Annotated in this window: 14 protein-coding genes; 4 read left to right on the top strand and 10 right to left on the bottom strand. The window is 56.1% G+C overall.

What is annotated here, in order from left to right; genetic code table 11:
- Nucleotide 1 precedes the first annotated feature (1 nt).
- Complete coding sequence (locus K7H09_RS00915; protein WP_230803191.1) at nt 2-1240, top strand: MFS transporter; 1239 nt, start codon at nt 2-4, stop codon at nt 1238-1240.
- Between the two features lie 91 nt (nt 1241-1331).
- Here the strand turns inward: K7H09_RS00915 and K7H09_RS00910 are convergent, their stop codons facing one another.
- From K7H09_RS00910 to K7H09_RS00890, 5 genes are all read right to left on the bottom strand, one after another.
- Entirely contained in the window at nt 1332-1622 is a 291-nt protein-coding gene (locus tag K7H09_RS00910; protein WP_041158199.1) for a hypothetical protein, read from the bottom strand.
- Nucleotides 1609-2703, bottom strand: coding sequence for a tryptophan 7-halogenase (locus K7H09_RS00905; protein ID WP_041158200.1), 1095 nt, complete (start codon nt 2701-2703; stop codon nt 1609-1611). Before K7H09_RS00905 ends, K7H09_RS00910 begins: the two co-directional genes overlap by 14 nt.
- Nucleotides 2693-4462 (bottom strand): LodA/GoxA family CTQ-dependent oxidase, encoded by a 1770-nt coding sequence (locus K7H09_RS00900; protein ID WP_041158201.1) that lies wholly within the window; start codon nt 4460-4462, stop codon nt 2693-2695. The genes K7H09_RS00905 and K7H09_RS00900 overlap by 11 nt, the downstream gene beginning before the upstream one ends.
- Before the next feature lie 26 nt (nt 4463-4488).
- Nucleotides 4489-5733, bottom strand: a complete 1245-nt coding sequence (locus tag K7H09_RS00895; RefSeq protein ID WP_041158202.1) for a ferritin-like domain-containing protein — start codon at nt 5731-5733, stop codon at nt 4489-4491.
- A gap of 116 nt (nt 5734-5849) precedes the next feature.
- Nucleotides 5850-6923, bottom strand: a complete 1074-nt coding sequence (locus K7H09_RS00890; protein WP_052475584.1) for a peroxidase, FMP-type — start codon at nt 6921-6923, stop codon at nt 5850-5852.
- 443 nt (nt 6924-7366) lie between these two features.
- Here K7H09_RS00890 and K7H09_RS00885 point away from each other — a divergent pair, with 443 nt between their 5' ends.
- Nucleotides 7367-7504, top strand: a complete 138-nt coding sequence (locus tag K7H09_RS00885; protein ID WP_162484071.1) for a hypothetical protein — start codon at nt 7367-7369, stop codon at nt 7502-7504.
- Between the two features lie 87 nt (nt 7505-7591).
- On the opposite strand, the gene mmuM is transcribed toward K7H09_RS00885, so the two are convergent.
- Both mmuM and K7H09_RS00875 read right to left on the bottom strand, forming a co-directional pair.
- On the bottom strand, nt 7592-8560 hold the full coding sequence (mmuM, locus tag K7H09_RS00880; RefSeq protein ID WP_230803189.1) for a homocysteine S-methyltransferase: 969 nt from the start codon (nt 8558-8560) through the stop codon (nt 7592-7594).
- Nucleotides 8557-9999, bottom strand: a complete 1443-nt coding sequence (locus K7H09_RS00875; RefSeq protein ID WP_230803187.1) for an amino acid permease — start codon at nt 9997-9999, stop codon at nt 8557-8559. Before K7H09_RS00875 ends, mmuM begins: the two co-directional genes overlap by 4 nt.
- 289 nt (nt 10000-10288) lie before the next feature.
- Between K7H09_RS00875 and K7H09_RS00870 the strand changes: the two genes are divergently transcribed.
- Entirely contained in the window at nt 10289-11257 is a 969-nt protein-coding gene (locus K7H09_RS00870) for an Rpn family recombination-promoting nuclease/putative transposase (protein ID WP_022522639.1), read from the top strand.
- Nucleotides 11258-11293: 36 nt separating this feature from the next.
- Here the strand turns inward: K7H09_RS00870 and K7H09_RS00865 are convergent, their stop codons facing one another.
- Nucleotides 11294-11896: a glutathione S-transferase N-terminal domain-containing protein gene (locus tag K7H09_RS00865; protein WP_230803185.1), complete on the bottom strand. Its 603-nt coding sequence runs from the start codon at nt 11894-11896 to the stop codon at nt 11294-11296.
- Entirely contained in the window at nt 11896-13128 is a 1233-nt protein-coding gene (locus K7H09_RS00860; RefSeq protein WP_230803181.1) for a YbfB/YjiJ family MFS transporter, read from the bottom strand. The genes K7H09_RS00865 and K7H09_RS00860 overlap by 1 nt, the downstream gene beginning before the upstream one ends.
- A 145-nt stretch (nt 13129-13273) precedes the next feature.
- Between K7H09_RS00860 and K7H09_RS00855 the strand changes: the two genes are divergently transcribed.
- Entirely contained in the window at nt 13274-14167 is an 894-nt protein-coding gene (locus tag K7H09_RS00855; RefSeq protein ID WP_022522636.1) for a LysR family transcriptional regulator, read from the top strand.
- A gap of 17 nt (nt 14168-14184) precedes the next feature.
- Here the strand turns inward: K7H09_RS00855 and K7H09_RS00850 are convergent, their stop codons facing one another.
- Nucleotides 14185-14472: a helix-turn-helix domain-containing protein gene (locus tag K7H09_RS00850; protein ID WP_230803180.1), complete on the bottom strand. Its 288-nt coding sequence runs from the start codon at nt 14470-14472 to the stop codon at nt 14185-14187.
- Nucleotides 14473-14517: the final 45 nt, after the last annotated feature.

Raw genomic sequence — 14517 nt, 5'->3', positions numbered from 1 at the left:
TATGAAGGCGTCTTCGGTACTGCCTGTATCGCTTCGTGATAACAGCAAACCGGTCGTCCAAACGGACATGCCGCGTGGCTTAGTGCTACTTTTCGCTGCGGCCAGCGGCTTAAGTGTCGCCAACGTCTATTACGCACAGCCACTGTTAGATTCACTGGCCCTGGATTTCGGTATCAGTCATGCAGCCGTTGGCGGTGTGATCACGGCCACTCAGGTCGGCTGCGCCTTGGCCTTGCTACTGCTCGTTCCACTAGGGGATCGGGTGAATCGTCGTCGCCTAATGGCGCTGCAATTGTTGGCGTTGGTGGCCTCTTTAGTGGTTGTAGCATTGTCGCAATCCACCGCAATGCTGCTGGCAGGAATGCTCGGTGTTGGCTTGCTCGGTACAGCGATGACGCAAGGGTTAATCGCCTACGCGGCTAGCGCTGCCGCCCCTCATGAACGGGGTCGTGTCGTCGGTGTAGCGCAAGGAGGTGTTTTTATTGGCTTGTTGCTTGCCCGCGTATTCGCTGGTGGTGTAAGCGATCTGGCCGGCTGGCGAGGCGTCTATTTGTGTTCTGCGGTCATAATGCTGGCAGTGGCACTACCTCTGTGGCGTCGGCTGCCGACGCTAAAAGCTGCATCAGGTTCCATGAGCTATCCACACCTGATTGTCTCTATGTTGGTGTTATTGCGGGAAGAGCGAGTGCTGCAAATTCGCGGCGTGCTGGCGATGCTAATGTTTGCTGCCTTCAACGTTTTCTGGAGTGTCTTGGTATTGCCACTTAGCGCACCACCCTATGAGTTTTCTCATACGGCCATTGGCGCATTTGGCTTGGCTGGCGTAGTGGGAGCCCTCGCAGCCGCTCGCGCCGGAAAATGGGCAGATCGAGGTCTCGGGCAGCGCACAAGTGCAGCTGCGCTGGTGTTGCTGCTGCTAGCGTGGGGGCCACTATCATTGATGGAGTGGTCGCTATGGGCGCTGATCATCGGGATTGTGCTGCTTGATATGGGTGGGCAGGCTCTTCACGTCACTAATCAAAGCATGATTTTTCACACACGTCCTGAGGCACATAGCCGCTTATTAGGCTTGTACATGCTGTTCTATTCGATCGGTAGTGGCCTAGGCGCCATCAGCACGACCACCGCCTATGCTCATGCAGGTTGGCAGGGTGTGTGCATTTTAGGCGCTTCGCTAAGCCTATTGGCGCTAGCATTCTGGGCCACGACCCGGCGTTATATGCCGCATGAGGCTTCATGAAACAGAGATAATAACCAGGAGGCCAAGATGAATGAACTAGACTTGCAAGCTGATGCGGATACACGCGGGCGACGCTATCTCTCAAAGAATGCTACTCAACGAGTCTTCCCTTCGAAAGCAGCCATCTCGGCACTGGAAGCATTTGATGAGCCGCTGCCGATGCAGGGATTTCCCACTGAGAACACGCTAGCGCTCCTAGACGATAGATGCCGACCAGATCCATGCTGCCCTGACCGAAGCCGGCCTGTCCACAATGATCCCGCTTGAAGACCATCAGTGGGGCGGCAGGGGCTTTGGCATCCGTGATCCTTCCGGTGAAGTGCATTTCACGACTTATTTGCGCCTGCTTGGCCAGTGCATCGACCTCTCTAACCAACCTCACGACGATGAGCCCAAAATGGATGATCCGACCACCGTCGCTCCAAGCTATATTGGCCTTGCCACTCCTTGATAAAGCGGTTAACTCCCCTGTTTGCGCGAAGCGCATACTGTTCTGCCGCTTGCAGGTCATGCCTGTTCAGCCAATCGGTGATTACCGGTGCCGCTGCCAAACCGTCACCCAGTGCGTTGGAAATTCCCGAAGAGGTCAAAGGATCAAAGGTAGCCAGGGCATCGCCCACTGCGATCCAGCCCGGCCCAGCTGCTTGGGTCACAAAACCGCTGTATGCAGCAAAGCAGGTAAGCGAGAGTGCGTGCTGGCGAGAAGGCTGCAGCCACTGTTGTAGCTCTTCTGTCTGGCCCCAGAGCGCATAGAATGCTTCGCTATTTCGCAGCCCCTTCTGGCGCACAACGGATGCATCCGACATCAACGCCAACAGTGCTGAACCATCTGGCAAACCGGTAGCGTACCACCAGCCGTCAGCAACCGATTCCACCAGAGTTATGCCCTCCAGCCTGCCGACATTGGGCCATTTACACGCCACCGCCACCAAATCGTCGAGACGCTTTCGCTCTACCCCCAGTCGCCTGCAGAGGGTAGCTCCGCGCCCGGAAGCATCGACGAGGTAACGACAACTCAGTAGGTGCTGTTTGTCTTGATACGTTATTTGCAGTTGCCACTCGCTACTATCCCAGCGTAGAGATTCCAACACCGCAGGCGTTAGTAGCTGCGCGCCTTTTTCACCACTGGCTTGACGCAGATCCTCGTCAAAGCGCTCCCGATCTAGATGCCAGCCATCCCCTGTCGAGCGATGGAGAAAATCGTCGAACCTGCGCTCTCCTGCCCATAGGGAGAGATTGGTGTAGTAGGGTCGATGCCCTCTCGCCCCAAGGTCATTCGATATACCCAGCAGCCTCAATTTAGCGACTACGTCAGGCGCCGCGGATTCCCCCACTTTGAAGGCCTGGCGGGCAGGCCTGTCCAGTATCGCCACGCGCTCGACCCCCGCCGCTATCGCGGCGAGAGCCGTGGCGCAACCGGCAGGGCCAGCGCCGAGGATAACGAGATCGAAGTCAGTTGCCATTCGGTGTGAAAGGTCGGGGTAAGGTGCGTGCAACCTCCACAAAGCGGCGCTCGCCTTGAACCTCTTTTTCCATCACGAAGCCCAGCCGCGACCAGTACTGCACCATCTGTACGTCGTCGGCAAAGGAGATGAAATCTCCCCGCATCTGATCGAAATCGGTGCCGATCCAGGCAACCTGCCCTCCCGTCTGCTCATCCGGTATCGGCATAGTCGCCTGGCGTACTCCCTGGGGTTTCGGTTCCAGGTAGACGAATTCAGGCCGCTGTGCGGGCCACCACCACAAAACTCGTTCACCGATGGGTTGTGAGGAGCACTCATTGAAGTCTGCCTGCCAGGGTATGGCCATGTAACGAGTGAGATCCCCGGGCTCCATCGCAGTAGGCGTAAAGCCCAGGTTGAGTGGCCCTTCGGTGGGCGGTGCGGTATTGATACGGAAAGGGTCGTCACGATTGTAGATGGCTCGATTGCGGGTGATCCAGGTGAGCTCGATACCGGGAGAAAACGCACCTCCTACACAGTTTTCCAGAACATTGCGTGTCAGTGATTGAGGGCCACTATCGGCAACAGGCTCGTTGACAAAGTGCCCCGCCGCCCACTGTTGAACAAAGAAGAACTGGGTATCTGTCAAACGTAGATAAGTGGATGTAAACGTCCCACCGATAAGACAATTGTCCCCCGCTAGGTAGGGCATCATGGTGGCTCCCCGCCCGGAGATAATGGAGTTCTCAGCTGCCGGTGGTCGTAGAACATCCAGAATCCAATTGCGCAGGCCACGGTAGTGATCCTCATGATCAGGTACCGCCCCCAGCATCTCCATGTCAAAGCTGTGGGGCTTGGGAGGGATTGCCGCAACCCAGGCGTAGGTGGTGGCCCGTTCCAGTAGTGGTTTTATCTCGCTCTGGAAGTTGGGCTTGTAGCCATAGGATCCGCTTTGCCACATGCCCTGATTATTTATCTGTGGGTTGTGTCCAGCACGCACAGCGCTGTCGAAGATGGTGTCCCAGAGCGTTACCAGGTTGGCGATCTCTGGCGCATAGGAAGGCGGCGCCACAGACACCCAGGCCGGATCAGCCGGATTGCTACTGCCATTGTCCCATTCGATTACCGCGCTGACTGGGCCGTCACCGGTGTCGTCCCACCAGCCATCATTATTAGCGTACTGTTTGATCACGGCGCTTTCATCTTCGGTTCCGGAAACACCCAAACCGCCCAACACCAGCAGGCGACCGGCTGTGTCGGTACGCAGCTCTCCTAAGGTGTCGATACACTCCCGATTGGGATACAGAATGCCCTTAGGGAAGTTTGCGCCCTTATAGCCCTCGGGAATTGTATCGCGGTCCATGGGGACGGGACCGGCATCGGCGCCGCTGATCTGGCGTGGCCCTGGGTCGATAATCAAGCGGTGTCGGTCTTCCACATCGGCGTTGCGCAAGGGGTGATTGCTGGCGTAGCCCTGCTCTCCCTCGTTGGTGGCGAACTCATACCAACTGGCTTTCTTGTTCGCCATGTGCACGGTCCAGGTGATCGCCTTTACTCCGGGCGTATCCAGGGTGATCTCTTCGTCGCCGTGAAAAATATGAAAGCGCGCAGCCTGGCGGCACATGCGTCCCTGTTCATCCCGGAAGTCATCCTGGGTGAAGTCTCTTCCGTCGAGGTTAATGGGCAGACCGCGATATGTCTCGGGGCCGATATAGCATTTTTCCGGCGCGTTCCCCACACGGGCAATGCCAATAGGCGGGTAAATTTTGTAGTCAGTCATGATGATTTCCTTTCAACGTTAGCCCATTACAAGCCCAGCGCTTTGGCTGACGTCACTATCTCTTTGTCGCCTGCCAAGGCTGTCTTAAGGTGCGTGCGCAATGCGTTTTCCCTGGGTGATGTCGACAGCTGATCGAGCTCGTCTTCAAGCTCCTGCGTCAGTTCCCCAAAGGTGCGATTGGTATCGCTTCTGTAGCGCCATGCCGGTGCGGCATTGGGGCCAACGGAGCTGTCGCCGTCGGCAAAGGCCGGGGTAGACATCAACGCTCGGGCAAGATGCGGCAGCACCCGGTGCATGATTGAAAGGACGACACTGAAATAAGGGTCGGAGTCGCCAGCCTTGAATGTGGCTTCGAAGGCGTGCAGCATCAGGCTGTAGTGATCATCGAAGCTGTCAGACAGCCGCTTGGCCTGCGGGTTGGTGTAGTCGCTGCTATCGGGATTGGAGATGATGGGGAGCGTCGCCGGGAAATTGGCGCTGTCGAGCGCAACTTCGCGGAACTTGAGGAAATGGCTCAGCTCGTACGGGGTGCCGAGGATGGGCCCGTAGGTGCCATCGGTACGCTTGCCATAGTGGTTGTAAGTACCGAAGCTCTCAACCGGAACCAGAGGCTTTTCAGGGGGAACGGTTCCCTCTCCTTGCTCGACGATTTCGTTAACCGCCGCGTGGAAGCTCTCCTTGTCCATCACTTCGTTGACATTACCGCCAAATTTGCCGAGATAGATATTGGTTCTTTGCCGACCAGGAACACCGGTTGTACTGAAGGGGTTTCCGGGATAGGCATCCACCGCCGCAACCAATGCGCCGTACAGCTGCGCGATGCTGTCGTAGTTGTCGCCCTGAGGAGGCGCGCCGTACTGCGACGGGCTTTCGATGGCGGCAAAGACATTAGCGAATACATCGGGGGATGCACGAAACAGGCCGACCATAGGGGTCGTCTTCGGGTTGGCCTGTGGCATATAGCCGGGGAAAGTAGGAACCGCATCGCCAGTAAATTTGGGCAGCGCGCCCAAGGCAACGATGATGTTGGCCGCCTGGTTGACATGAAACATCTCCTCCATCGCAACGCTGCGCAGGGTCTGGTAGACATGGCTCCCAGTGTCTGAAATGGAATAGAGTGCCGAGAGGTAGACAGGTATAGTGGTAAATTCCACCTGTAAAGCGAGCTGCGCTGCCTCCTGGAGATCCTGTAATACGGGTACACTGGTGCTTGTAAGCCTGTCGAACAGGCCTGGAGAAACGTTCTCTCTCGCTGTTTCTGATGGCGCCATGGTTTTCATCTCCTTATGTTTCGTTACCCCGATTAGCCTGTTTCCGCGGCAGGTGGTGGGAATCCGACGCCTGCCGTCATTAACAGTGTCGAGGCCCCGTGCGGCCAGGCGTACTCTTACGCTTTTTTGCGTAAAGTGTTGATCTGAATGTGTGGCCAGCGGGTCGTGCCGCCATCAGTGCCGAATTGAAATTCAAAATACTGAATCTGCTCGTACTGCAACTGCAGAACTTCCTTGCCGTTTTCAAAGACAGTCTCAATCCACATCCGCAAGTTCATCTCGGTTACGCGAGCGAATCGCTCTACGAATGGAGTGTTCAATAGTCCACCCTCGGATCCACCGGCCTCCCGGGTGCGCATCTCAATCAGTACGAATCTTTTGATCTCCTGATCCTGAATGGCATCGCGCAAGCGAAGATCGGGACGCACCGAATAGGGGTAGTGATCGTCGGCCAAAATGCGCTGCGTGTAGGTTCTGTTGCCGCTTGGATCTCTCTCCGCAAGACTGGGGTCGTGAACCCAGGGCGGTGCCGGTTCATCGAGATTGATGGGGGTGTCAGCGGTGGTGCCTGCCAGCCCCATACTTGGTGAGATGGCCAGGTGATTGGGATCCCAGGCGGCTGTGCCATGGGGAAATTCCGGTTTCCCCTTCTTTTCGGAGTCTGTACCCAACAGCAACACAGTGCTGCCATGGGGAATCGTGCCGCTGCGGGAGACCGTATAAGGAGGCACATACACCGGACCGTCGGAGCCAGCACCCGCTGATAATTCGGGATAACCGATATCGGTCATGATGGATTCGTCGTCGGCGGGATGGTTGTAAAGAGTACTCAACCAGAGGTACATACCGTTTTCGTCATGAAGCAGGTTGCCATCGAGATCATGAATACTCTGTTCGTACTTTACCGCTCCGCTGAACTGTTCGTTGGCGCCACCGCGGTTGCGTACTCCGCCGGGTACTAACGTAAAGGTAAGCTCCTCCTTATAGTCTTGGCAGAGAAAATGAAACTTGCCGGGAATGGTTTCGGAGTTGGTTCCTGGGGAAGGCAGGCAAGTGGTATGTAATCCCCACCCGGTCGTTTTGTTGTCTGGGTTGTAGTTAACCCAGGTTCCCGCCAGCTGTTCAAGAACGCCGTAATTTGCAGGCTCTTTGAGTACAGCAGGGGTATATCTCGGTTGTTGGGTAGGCATGATTTCAACTCCCCCTTGTTATTCTTGATCTGCTATTTTTGTCGCTGTTTCCTAAGGTAAGAAACGTAGCCGTACGCCATTCATTCGAATCTGGTCAACTCTAGGGAGATGGCTACTCACTCACTCTCGACGGTCATGCGGGAGTATGGTGAGATGGAATTCGGCAGAGTGCGTGCCGTGTGGGCACTCTGCGTATGAGCCGTGTCATTATGGTGTTATTAATATTTTAGTATTCAGCCTAGCACCGAAGAATGATTTGTCCATGTGACTTGTTTTTTTAATGCTTGGGAACGAAAGGCGGCTTCGAATGAGCGGTGTGCCCAGGTAGGCGTCACCCAGCAAGTATTTCTATACATTCTCCTGGAGTTTCAATCCTTGGTGGATCGCACCATGCACATGAGGTGGATCTGGAGCAGCTCAATAGTTTGGTGGAGGATAAAGATATGTTGTCAGAAAACCTGGAAAATCTGGTGCAAAAAGAGCGTCAGGAGGGACGTCAAGAAGAGCGTCGAGAAGCTGAGCAGCGCGCTTTGGAAAGCGGCTCACTAAGCGAGGCTCAACTTTATCAGCCGACACTATAGTTCGTACCGAAGCAGATGATCGCGGATATCGAAGAACTGCCCGTCGAAGAGGTAGAAAAGTTACGGGCAGAGACTCAGCATTAAGGCCTAAACAATCTGGCGCGACCGGCGCCACTGGGCCAGCGCTTGAATATCCTCCGGTGTCGTTCGGCAGCAGCCGCCAATGCCTGACGCACCTGCTTCAAGCCAATGCTCAACTCCTTGTACCAATCCGGAAAGATCGGCACCGGTATGATCGCATTGGGACGGGTGCCAGGTTTTGGTTACCGCGTCGTACACTTCCCCCGAGTTGGGATACACCAACACCGGCAGATCGCACTCACGGCGGATTTCCTCAATCAGCGATTTGATATGGGCCAACGCCGTGCAGTTCACACCAATCGCCGCTACGCCTGGGCAGTTGGCCAGGGCCCTCGCACATTCTGCGATCGGCGTGCCATCGCTGATATGTTGGCCATCCTTCGCCGAGAAAGTGATCCAGACCTGGGCGCCCGGATGCTCAGCCAGCAAATCGGTGATCGCCAGCGCTTCCTCCAGTGAGGGCAAAGTTTCAGCAGCCAGTAGATCCGCCCCCGCCGCCAGCAAGAGTTCAAAACGCTCACGGTGAAATTCAACCAGCCCGGCGCGATCCAGGTCATAGCCGCCTCGGTATTCACTGCCATCCGCCAGATACGCGCCATAAGGGCCGACGGAGGCGGCCACCAGCGGTTTGGGGCGGTCAGTCTGGCCGGGCTGCCAGACCGCATCCCGCGCCTGCTGTGCCAGGGTGACCGATAGCTGAATCAACGCCCGCGCCTCTTCTGCCGTCATCCCCGCCTGCATAAAACCCGGCACGGTAGCCTGATAGCTGGCGGTAATCGCACAGTCGGCACCGGCTTCAAAGTAAGCCTGATGAACCTGACGGATCTTCTCCGGGGCCTGTGCCAGCAGGCGCGCCGACCAGAGGGCGTCATTGAGGTCGCAGCCTAGCGCTTCCAGCTCAGTGGCCAAGGCACCGTCGATGACCATAAAGGGCACGTCGGCCAACAGGGCTTTGATCGGATTTAACTCATTCATACGGCGTTTTCCTTAACGGCGTTGGGCGAATGTTCAGAACGTTGGGAGGCCGAACGGTGGCGCACAAAGTGCACCAGGTAGCAAAGGCCAATGAAAGGCACACCGAAATAGAGCGCCACGCGTTGATGCGGGTCGAAGGCAATGCCAATGCACGCGGCCAGACAGGCTGCAAAAGCAATAATCAGCACCCAGGGGTAGAACGGGGTGCGATAAACCAGATCCTTCAGTAGCCCGCCTTCACGGAGGTAGTGGCGCCGGAAGTTAAACTGGCTAAGCGCAATCGCCATCCAGACCACCACCACGGCCAATCCGGAAATCGAGACGAGCACCAAATAGACGGTTTCAGGGGCATACACGCTGGAGAACAGCGCGCCCAGGCCGCCGACCATGCTGAGTAGCAGGGCATTCATCGGAATGCCACGCTTGTTGAGGCGGCCAAGCGACTTGGGCAAGGTGCCCTGGTCAGCGAGCGTCCATAGCATGCGCGACGAGGCATAAAGACCGGAATTGGCCGCCGAAAGCAGCGCGGTGATGATCACAAAATTCATGATATCGGCTGCACCCGACACGCCAAGGCGTTGGAATACGGCCACAAAGGGGCTTTGACTGAGCCCGGCTTGATCCTGGGGTAACAGCGCCGCTATCACGACGATGGTGCCGACAAAAAACAGGATCAATCGCCACAGGGTCGCGCGGATTGCTTTGGGCACATTGCGGGCCGGGTCTACCGTTTCTCCGGCGGCAATGCCAATCAGCTCGGTGCCGGAAAAGGCAAACATCACTGCCAGTAAGGCGGTACCAATGGCCATCAGGTTGGGCGGCATGGCGCCCTCTCCCCACAGTGCCGATAGCCCCGGTGAGGCGACCTCTGCGCCAGTGGCATCATGCAGCGGTACCCAGCCAATAATCGCCACGGCGCCCACCAGCACAAACACCACCACCGCAATCACTTTGATCAGTGAAAGCCAGAATTCAGACTCGGCAAAGAAGCGCGAGGTAAACGCATTAACGCCAAAAACAATCGCCGCAAACATGCCGCTCCAGTACCAGCCGGGGATGTCGGGAAACCAGCGCCCCATAAAGACCGCCGCCGCGGTGAACTCTGAACCTAGCGCCACCGTCCAGGTGAGCCAGTACATCCAGGCCACCATATAGCCGGTGCCGGGGCCGATATAGCGGCTGGCATGCGCGCTGAAAGCGCCTGAATTCGGCATATGCACCGCCAGCTCGCCCAGGCACATCATCACCAGCCAAGCAACAATGCCACCTACCAGATAGGCCAACACTGCCCCAATAGGCCCAGCCTGCTGCACGGTATAACCGGAACTCAAAAACAACCCGGTGCCAATCACGCCCCCCAAGGAGAGCATCACCAAATGGCGCGTCTGCATACTGCGCTTAAAGTGCGCCCCCTCTTGATCACTTGCTGGCTCACTCATGGTGACATCCTTATCTTTGGCTTAACACGGCGGCAGGCGCCCAGCGGCCTGGCTCAGAAAGGGCACCATTTTAGTGCATCCTTAATTTCCTAAAAAGCATAAAAGGATTATTTAATATTCTTATTTTGAATATGCAGTCTGGCATGGGTGATAAGGGCTGGATATATCAAATGCAGGCAGTGTCTAACGCCAACCCGACAACAGTTGCTTGCCAAGCCCCCGCTATTTATTCTTAGGTATATTTTTTTTTGCGATGCACTCGCTTAGGCACATTGAATAAGGAGCACTCATGGTGGGCACCATTCACAAACATCATGATACCGGCTACAAGGAGCTGTTTAGCTACCCCGAATTCGTGCAACAGTTGATCGAAGGCTTTACGCCTGCTGAGATTGCTAAGCTGATGGATTTCTCCACCCTGAAGAGCCACAGCGGCAACTACATTACGCCGCTTTTTGAAGAGAAGATTGAAGATGTGGTGTGGTCGGTTGAAGTGAAATGGAAAGGCCTCACCCAACGAGTATTTCTGTATATTCTGCTGGAGTTTCAGTCCTCGGTGGATCGCACTATGCCCATTCGACTACTGCACTACGTCGCCTGTTTCTATAGCGAACTATTCAAACAGAAGATCATCACGCCCAGCCAAGGGTTGCCGCCCGTGCTCCCTGTCGTGTTGTATAACGGCTCAGAGCGATGGACGGCACCGCTAGACATCTTCGAGATGATCACCCCAGAACCGCCCGACTTTCTTCAGATTTATCAGCCCCACCTACGCTATTACCTAGTCGATGAAGGGCGCTATACTGATGAACAGCTAGGCTTAGTTCAGACACCATTAAGCGGTGTGTTCAGCGTCGAAAACGCCGGTGAGAGTTGGGAAGCCCTGCAACTAGCCGTTGATCGTATTGTGGCCATTATCAAAGCGGATCCGAACAAAGAACGCATTGATAAGGTCATCACGCGCTGGATTAAACGTCATCTGCAGCGGCTTGGTGCAGAAGTTAATCTAGAGCGGCTCAACAGTTTGGTGGAGGATAAAGACATGTTGGCAGAAAACTTAGAAAATCTGGTGCAAAAAGAGCGTCAGGAAGGGCGTCTGGAAGGGCGTCAGGAAGCCGAGCAACGTGCCTTGGAAGGCAAACGCAACGCGGCCCGAAAGCTGATCGCTCGCACCGAAATGGATGATCAAATGATCGCAGATATTGAAGAACTGCCGGTTGAAGAAGTGGAAAAGTTGCGGGCTGAGATCCAGCACTGAGCTCGCTTCCTCCCCCACTTCTCCTAATAGAAAGTCCTAACAGAAAGCCGTCTGCTGAAAGCTCTCTCGCGCAGTAACGCTAGCGTGCCATGCCAGAAGCAGCGGGTAGTCTTTTTTCCAGTTCACCTCTGGCAGCCTAAAGGCGAGATAATCCAGCGCCACTGAGGTGGCAATGTGACCCAGATTGATAGTTGAGGTCTGTTGTATTTCGCCAAGCTCACCGTCCAGCTGCTTTAATAGCCGCTGAATGGCCCGCGAACGCCTCTGCCCCAGCTCGCTATCATCAATTCCATTGCCGTAATGCTTTCTGGCAATCACGGTATTGAACGCGGCATCCATCAGGTTTTGACCCAACCCGGTCAGGTGCAGCACCTCACCTAAACCAGCCGTGGGAATCATCGGCTTGTTTGGGCTAACGCCATCCAGGTAAACGGCTATCAGCAGTGACTCGCTTAACGTGATCCCCTTCTCCGTTATCAACGCCGGAATACGCCCGGCGGGGTTGGCCTTTAAGAGTTCGGCATCGTCTGCCCAAGGGTCGCACCACTTCAGCGTCACGGTGTCCGTTAGGCCTTTTTCCAGTAATACGATGCGCATCAGGCGCGCATAGGGTGAGGTTGCGTTTAGGTAGAGCTCCATTATTGCCTCCCTTGGTTTGAAGATTGCTGTGTAGATTGTTGGCCAGACGAATGCCTCTGCTGTACGCCACGGCTAAGAAGCACCAGTAAAAAGCCCGCGACGAGAATAAGGCCGCTGATGGCAAACAGTGGCGCGTAGCTACCCCAGGCGCCATAAAGCGCGGACATGGCATAGCCTGCCACTGCCTGGGCGGCTGCAAAGGCGGCGGTGGCCTGCCCCCAGAGCTTCTTGTGGGCGGTTGGCCCTACCAATTCAGCAAGGCGACCAGAGGTGAGTGCAACAATACCGGGGATCATCGCCCCCACCATGAACGAGGAAACCGACTGGCTGAGCAGTGCAAGCGAGAACACCGGCAGCAAGACAGCGGCGGCCTTCGCCGCAAAGGCGATCATCAAGCCACCCTGCCAGCCCACTCGATGCGCCAGTACGCCCACCATGAACGGCCCACACAAGGCGCCTAACCCGAAGATACCCCACTGCAATGAAGCCGCTTGATTGCCCAGGGCGTTTTCCCTGGCGAGATAGTCCACCCAGAACACGGTATGGGGCACAAAGCCAATCGCATCCAGGGCATAAGCACCAATGACAAGCAGCACAACGACCTTTACACCCGCATACCCGGTGGAGCTATTACCCACCGAGCTAGCCGTTATGGGTGAGGTTAAGTGCGCCACTCCCCAGTCGCACAAAAGGCCAGCGGCAATACAGAGCAGCCCCAGCGTGCCCCAGGTGACTGTCAGGCTTAACCCAAGAAGTAACGGTACGATGAAGGCCGAAAGCAGTGCCCCAAAGCCAATACCGGTAAACACCATGGCACCAACACGCGTTCGCCTTTCAGGTGGTGTGGCCGCCAACGCCAGCGAGGGGCCAACGACCATTAAGATGGCCCCGGCAATGCCCGACACCAACCGCCAGAAGAAGAACCAGAGGAAACCACCTGCCCCGGCGCAGAGCACAAAGCTTAGCGCGATACCCGCAAAGCTTGCGGCCATCACCAAGCGAGGAGAAAAGCGCTCACTCAGCGAGTGAGCTACGAGTGCACCGATAAAATACCCCAGCAGGTTGGCGGCCCCCAGGTAGGCGCCTTGGCTCGCGGTAAACCAACCCTCTTGAATAATCGCAGGCAATAGCGGCGTATAGGCGAAGCGCGCAATGCCAATCCCCGCCAGGGTCGCCATTATCCCTGTCATCAGGGCAGACAGGTCGTGGCTAGTGAGTGTTCGAGTCATCATGTGGTGTCCTTTTCGTGCCGCCTTTCGGGCAAGGTGGGCAGCGCGTTAGTACACAACCAGACTACGCGTGAGGAGCTATTTCTAGAAACGATTAGTTTTGATCGTTACTATCTTGTTTAAAGATAGCCTGACAGGGAGACGGCGTGTGCAATTGAAATCACTTCGACTATTCATGGCCGTAGCCGAAACCGGCAGCTTCGTGACGGCGGCTAAGCAGCTGCACACGGTGCAATCCAATGTGACGGCCCACATCAAGAAACTTGAGGAAGAGTTAGGCGTACAGCTGATTCACCGTGCAGGACGCGTTCGCCCTACCAGTGCCGGATCGGCGCTGGTGGAGTACGCCGAGCGCATGCTGACAGCCCACGACGAAGCGGTATCGCTGTTCAAAGGCCAAGAGAAGGCGTGTGGGCGGCTGCGTATAGGCGCCATGGAGACCACGACGGCGTTGCGCCTTCCGCCGATACTGGCGGCGTACCACGCAGCGCAGCCTGACGTTGATATCCAGATAAAGACCGGGCCCACGGCTGAGCTGGTCGAGTTGTTGCTTAACGGGCAGGTGGACTGTGTCTTCGTGGCCGGGCGGCTCGAGCATGGCCGCTACCACTTGCTCAAAGCATTTAGCGAGCAGCTTGTCTTAGTCGGCTCAACACCTATGACGAGAATGCCCTCTTCACAAGAACTGCTGACGTCTGCTTTCTTGGCGTTTCGCCAGGGGTGCAGCTACCGCCAGCGTATTGAGCTGTTGCTGGCTTCCTACGGCGTCAATGCAGGCCGGATTTTTGAGTTCGGCTCCCTGGACGCGATGCTTGGCTGCGTTGCTGCCGGGATGGGTTACACGGTGCTACCCCGTGGGACGGTTGAAGCCCACCAGCACCGGTTCGGGATTCATACGCTGGAACTGCCCACGTCCATCGCCAATGTCGATACCTATTTTGTCGCCCCCGAACCAGAGTCCTGGACACCCGCCCTGGCAAGCTTCGCTGAAACGTTGCGTGACGCGGTGGTGGTGGATGAGCCTCAGCTTACAGCGTCGTGAGGTGGGTGGCTGCCTGATCAATGAAGTTGATCAAAGACTTCCGGGTGTTGTTCAGCAATACGCAAAAGAGCAATGGCCGGGCCCTGTGGCTCTCTACGGCCTTGTTCCCAGTCCTGAAGGGTACGTATGCTTACTCCCAGAAGCCCTGCGAAGGCCGATTGAGATAGGTTCAGTTTCAACCGAATCATTTTGGGTGGCGAGGGCTCTGCTAACTCGTTAGTGCGCAGCGCTCCCCTACCTTTCTTGAAATGTTTTATCTCATTAATGCCGTCGAGTATCTCTGCTCCAAGATTTCTTTTAACCATTTTTGATTGCCTCCGCTATCTGCTTGAGCATGCGCCCAGGGATAC

The sequence above is a fragment of the Halomonas sp. IOP_14 genome (assembly GCF_021021315.1).
Classification (GTDB): Bacteria; Pseudomonadota; Gammaproteobacteria; order Pseudomonadales; family Halomonadaceae; genus Vreelandella; species Vreelandella titanicae.
The sequence above is the reverse complement of the archived record's forward strand: the minus strand, read 5'-3'. Positions and strand labels throughout refer to the sequence as shown.

What these genes read in the sequence shown, in the direction of transcription:
- K7H09_RS00915 (WP_230803191.1), top strand. Translation starts at nt 2, where the DNA reads ATGAAGGCGTCTTCGGTACTGCCTGTATCGCTTCGTGATAACAGCAAA.
- K7H09_RS00905 (WP_041158200.1), bottom strand. Translation starts at nt 2,703, where the DNA reads ATGGCAACTGACTTCGATCTCGTTATCCTCGGCGCTGGCCCTGCCGGT.
- K7H09_RS00900 (WP_041158201.1), bottom strand. Translation starts at nt 4,462, where the DNA reads ATGACTGACTACAAAATTTACCCGCCTATTGGCATTGCCCGTGTGGGG.
- K7H09_RS00895 (WP_041158202.1), bottom strand. Translation starts at nt 5,733, where the DNA reads ATGGCGCCATCAGAAACAGCGAGAGAGAACGTTTCTCCAGGCCTGTTC.
- K7H09_RS00890 (WP_052475584.1), bottom strand. Translation starts at nt 6,923, where the DNA reads ATGCCTACCCAACAACCGAGATATACCCCTGCTGTACTCAAAGAGCCT.
- K7H09_RS00885 (WP_162484071.1), top strand. Translation starts at nt 7,367, where the DNA reads ATGTTGTCAGAAAACCTGGAAAATCTGGTGCAAAAAGAGCGTCAGGAG.
- mmuM (WP_230803189.1), bottom strand. Translation starts at nt 8,560, where the DNA reads ATGAATGAGTTAAATCCGATCAAAGCCCTGTTGGCCGACGTGCCCTTT.
- K7H09_RS00875 (WP_230803187.1), bottom strand. Translation starts at nt 9,999, where the DNA reads ATGAGTGAGCCAGCAAGTGATCAAGAGGGGGCGCACTTTAAGCGCAGT.
- K7H09_RS00870 (WP_022522639.1), top strand. Translation starts at nt 10,289, where the DNA reads ATGGTGGGCACCATTCACAAACATCATGATACCGGCTACAAGGAGCTG.
- K7H09_RS00865 (WP_230803185.1), bottom strand. Translation starts at nt 11,896, where the DNA reads ATGGAGCTCTACCTAAACGCAACCTCACCCTATGCGCGCCTGATGCGC.
- K7H09_RS00860 (WP_230803181.1), bottom strand. Translation starts at nt 13,128, where the DNA reads ATGATGACTCGAACACTCACTAGCCACGACCTGTCTGCCCTGATGACA.
- K7H09_RS00850 (WP_230803180.1), bottom strand. Translation starts at nt 14,472, where the DNA reads ATGGTTAAAAGAAATCTTGGAGCAGAGATACTCGACGGCATTAATGAG.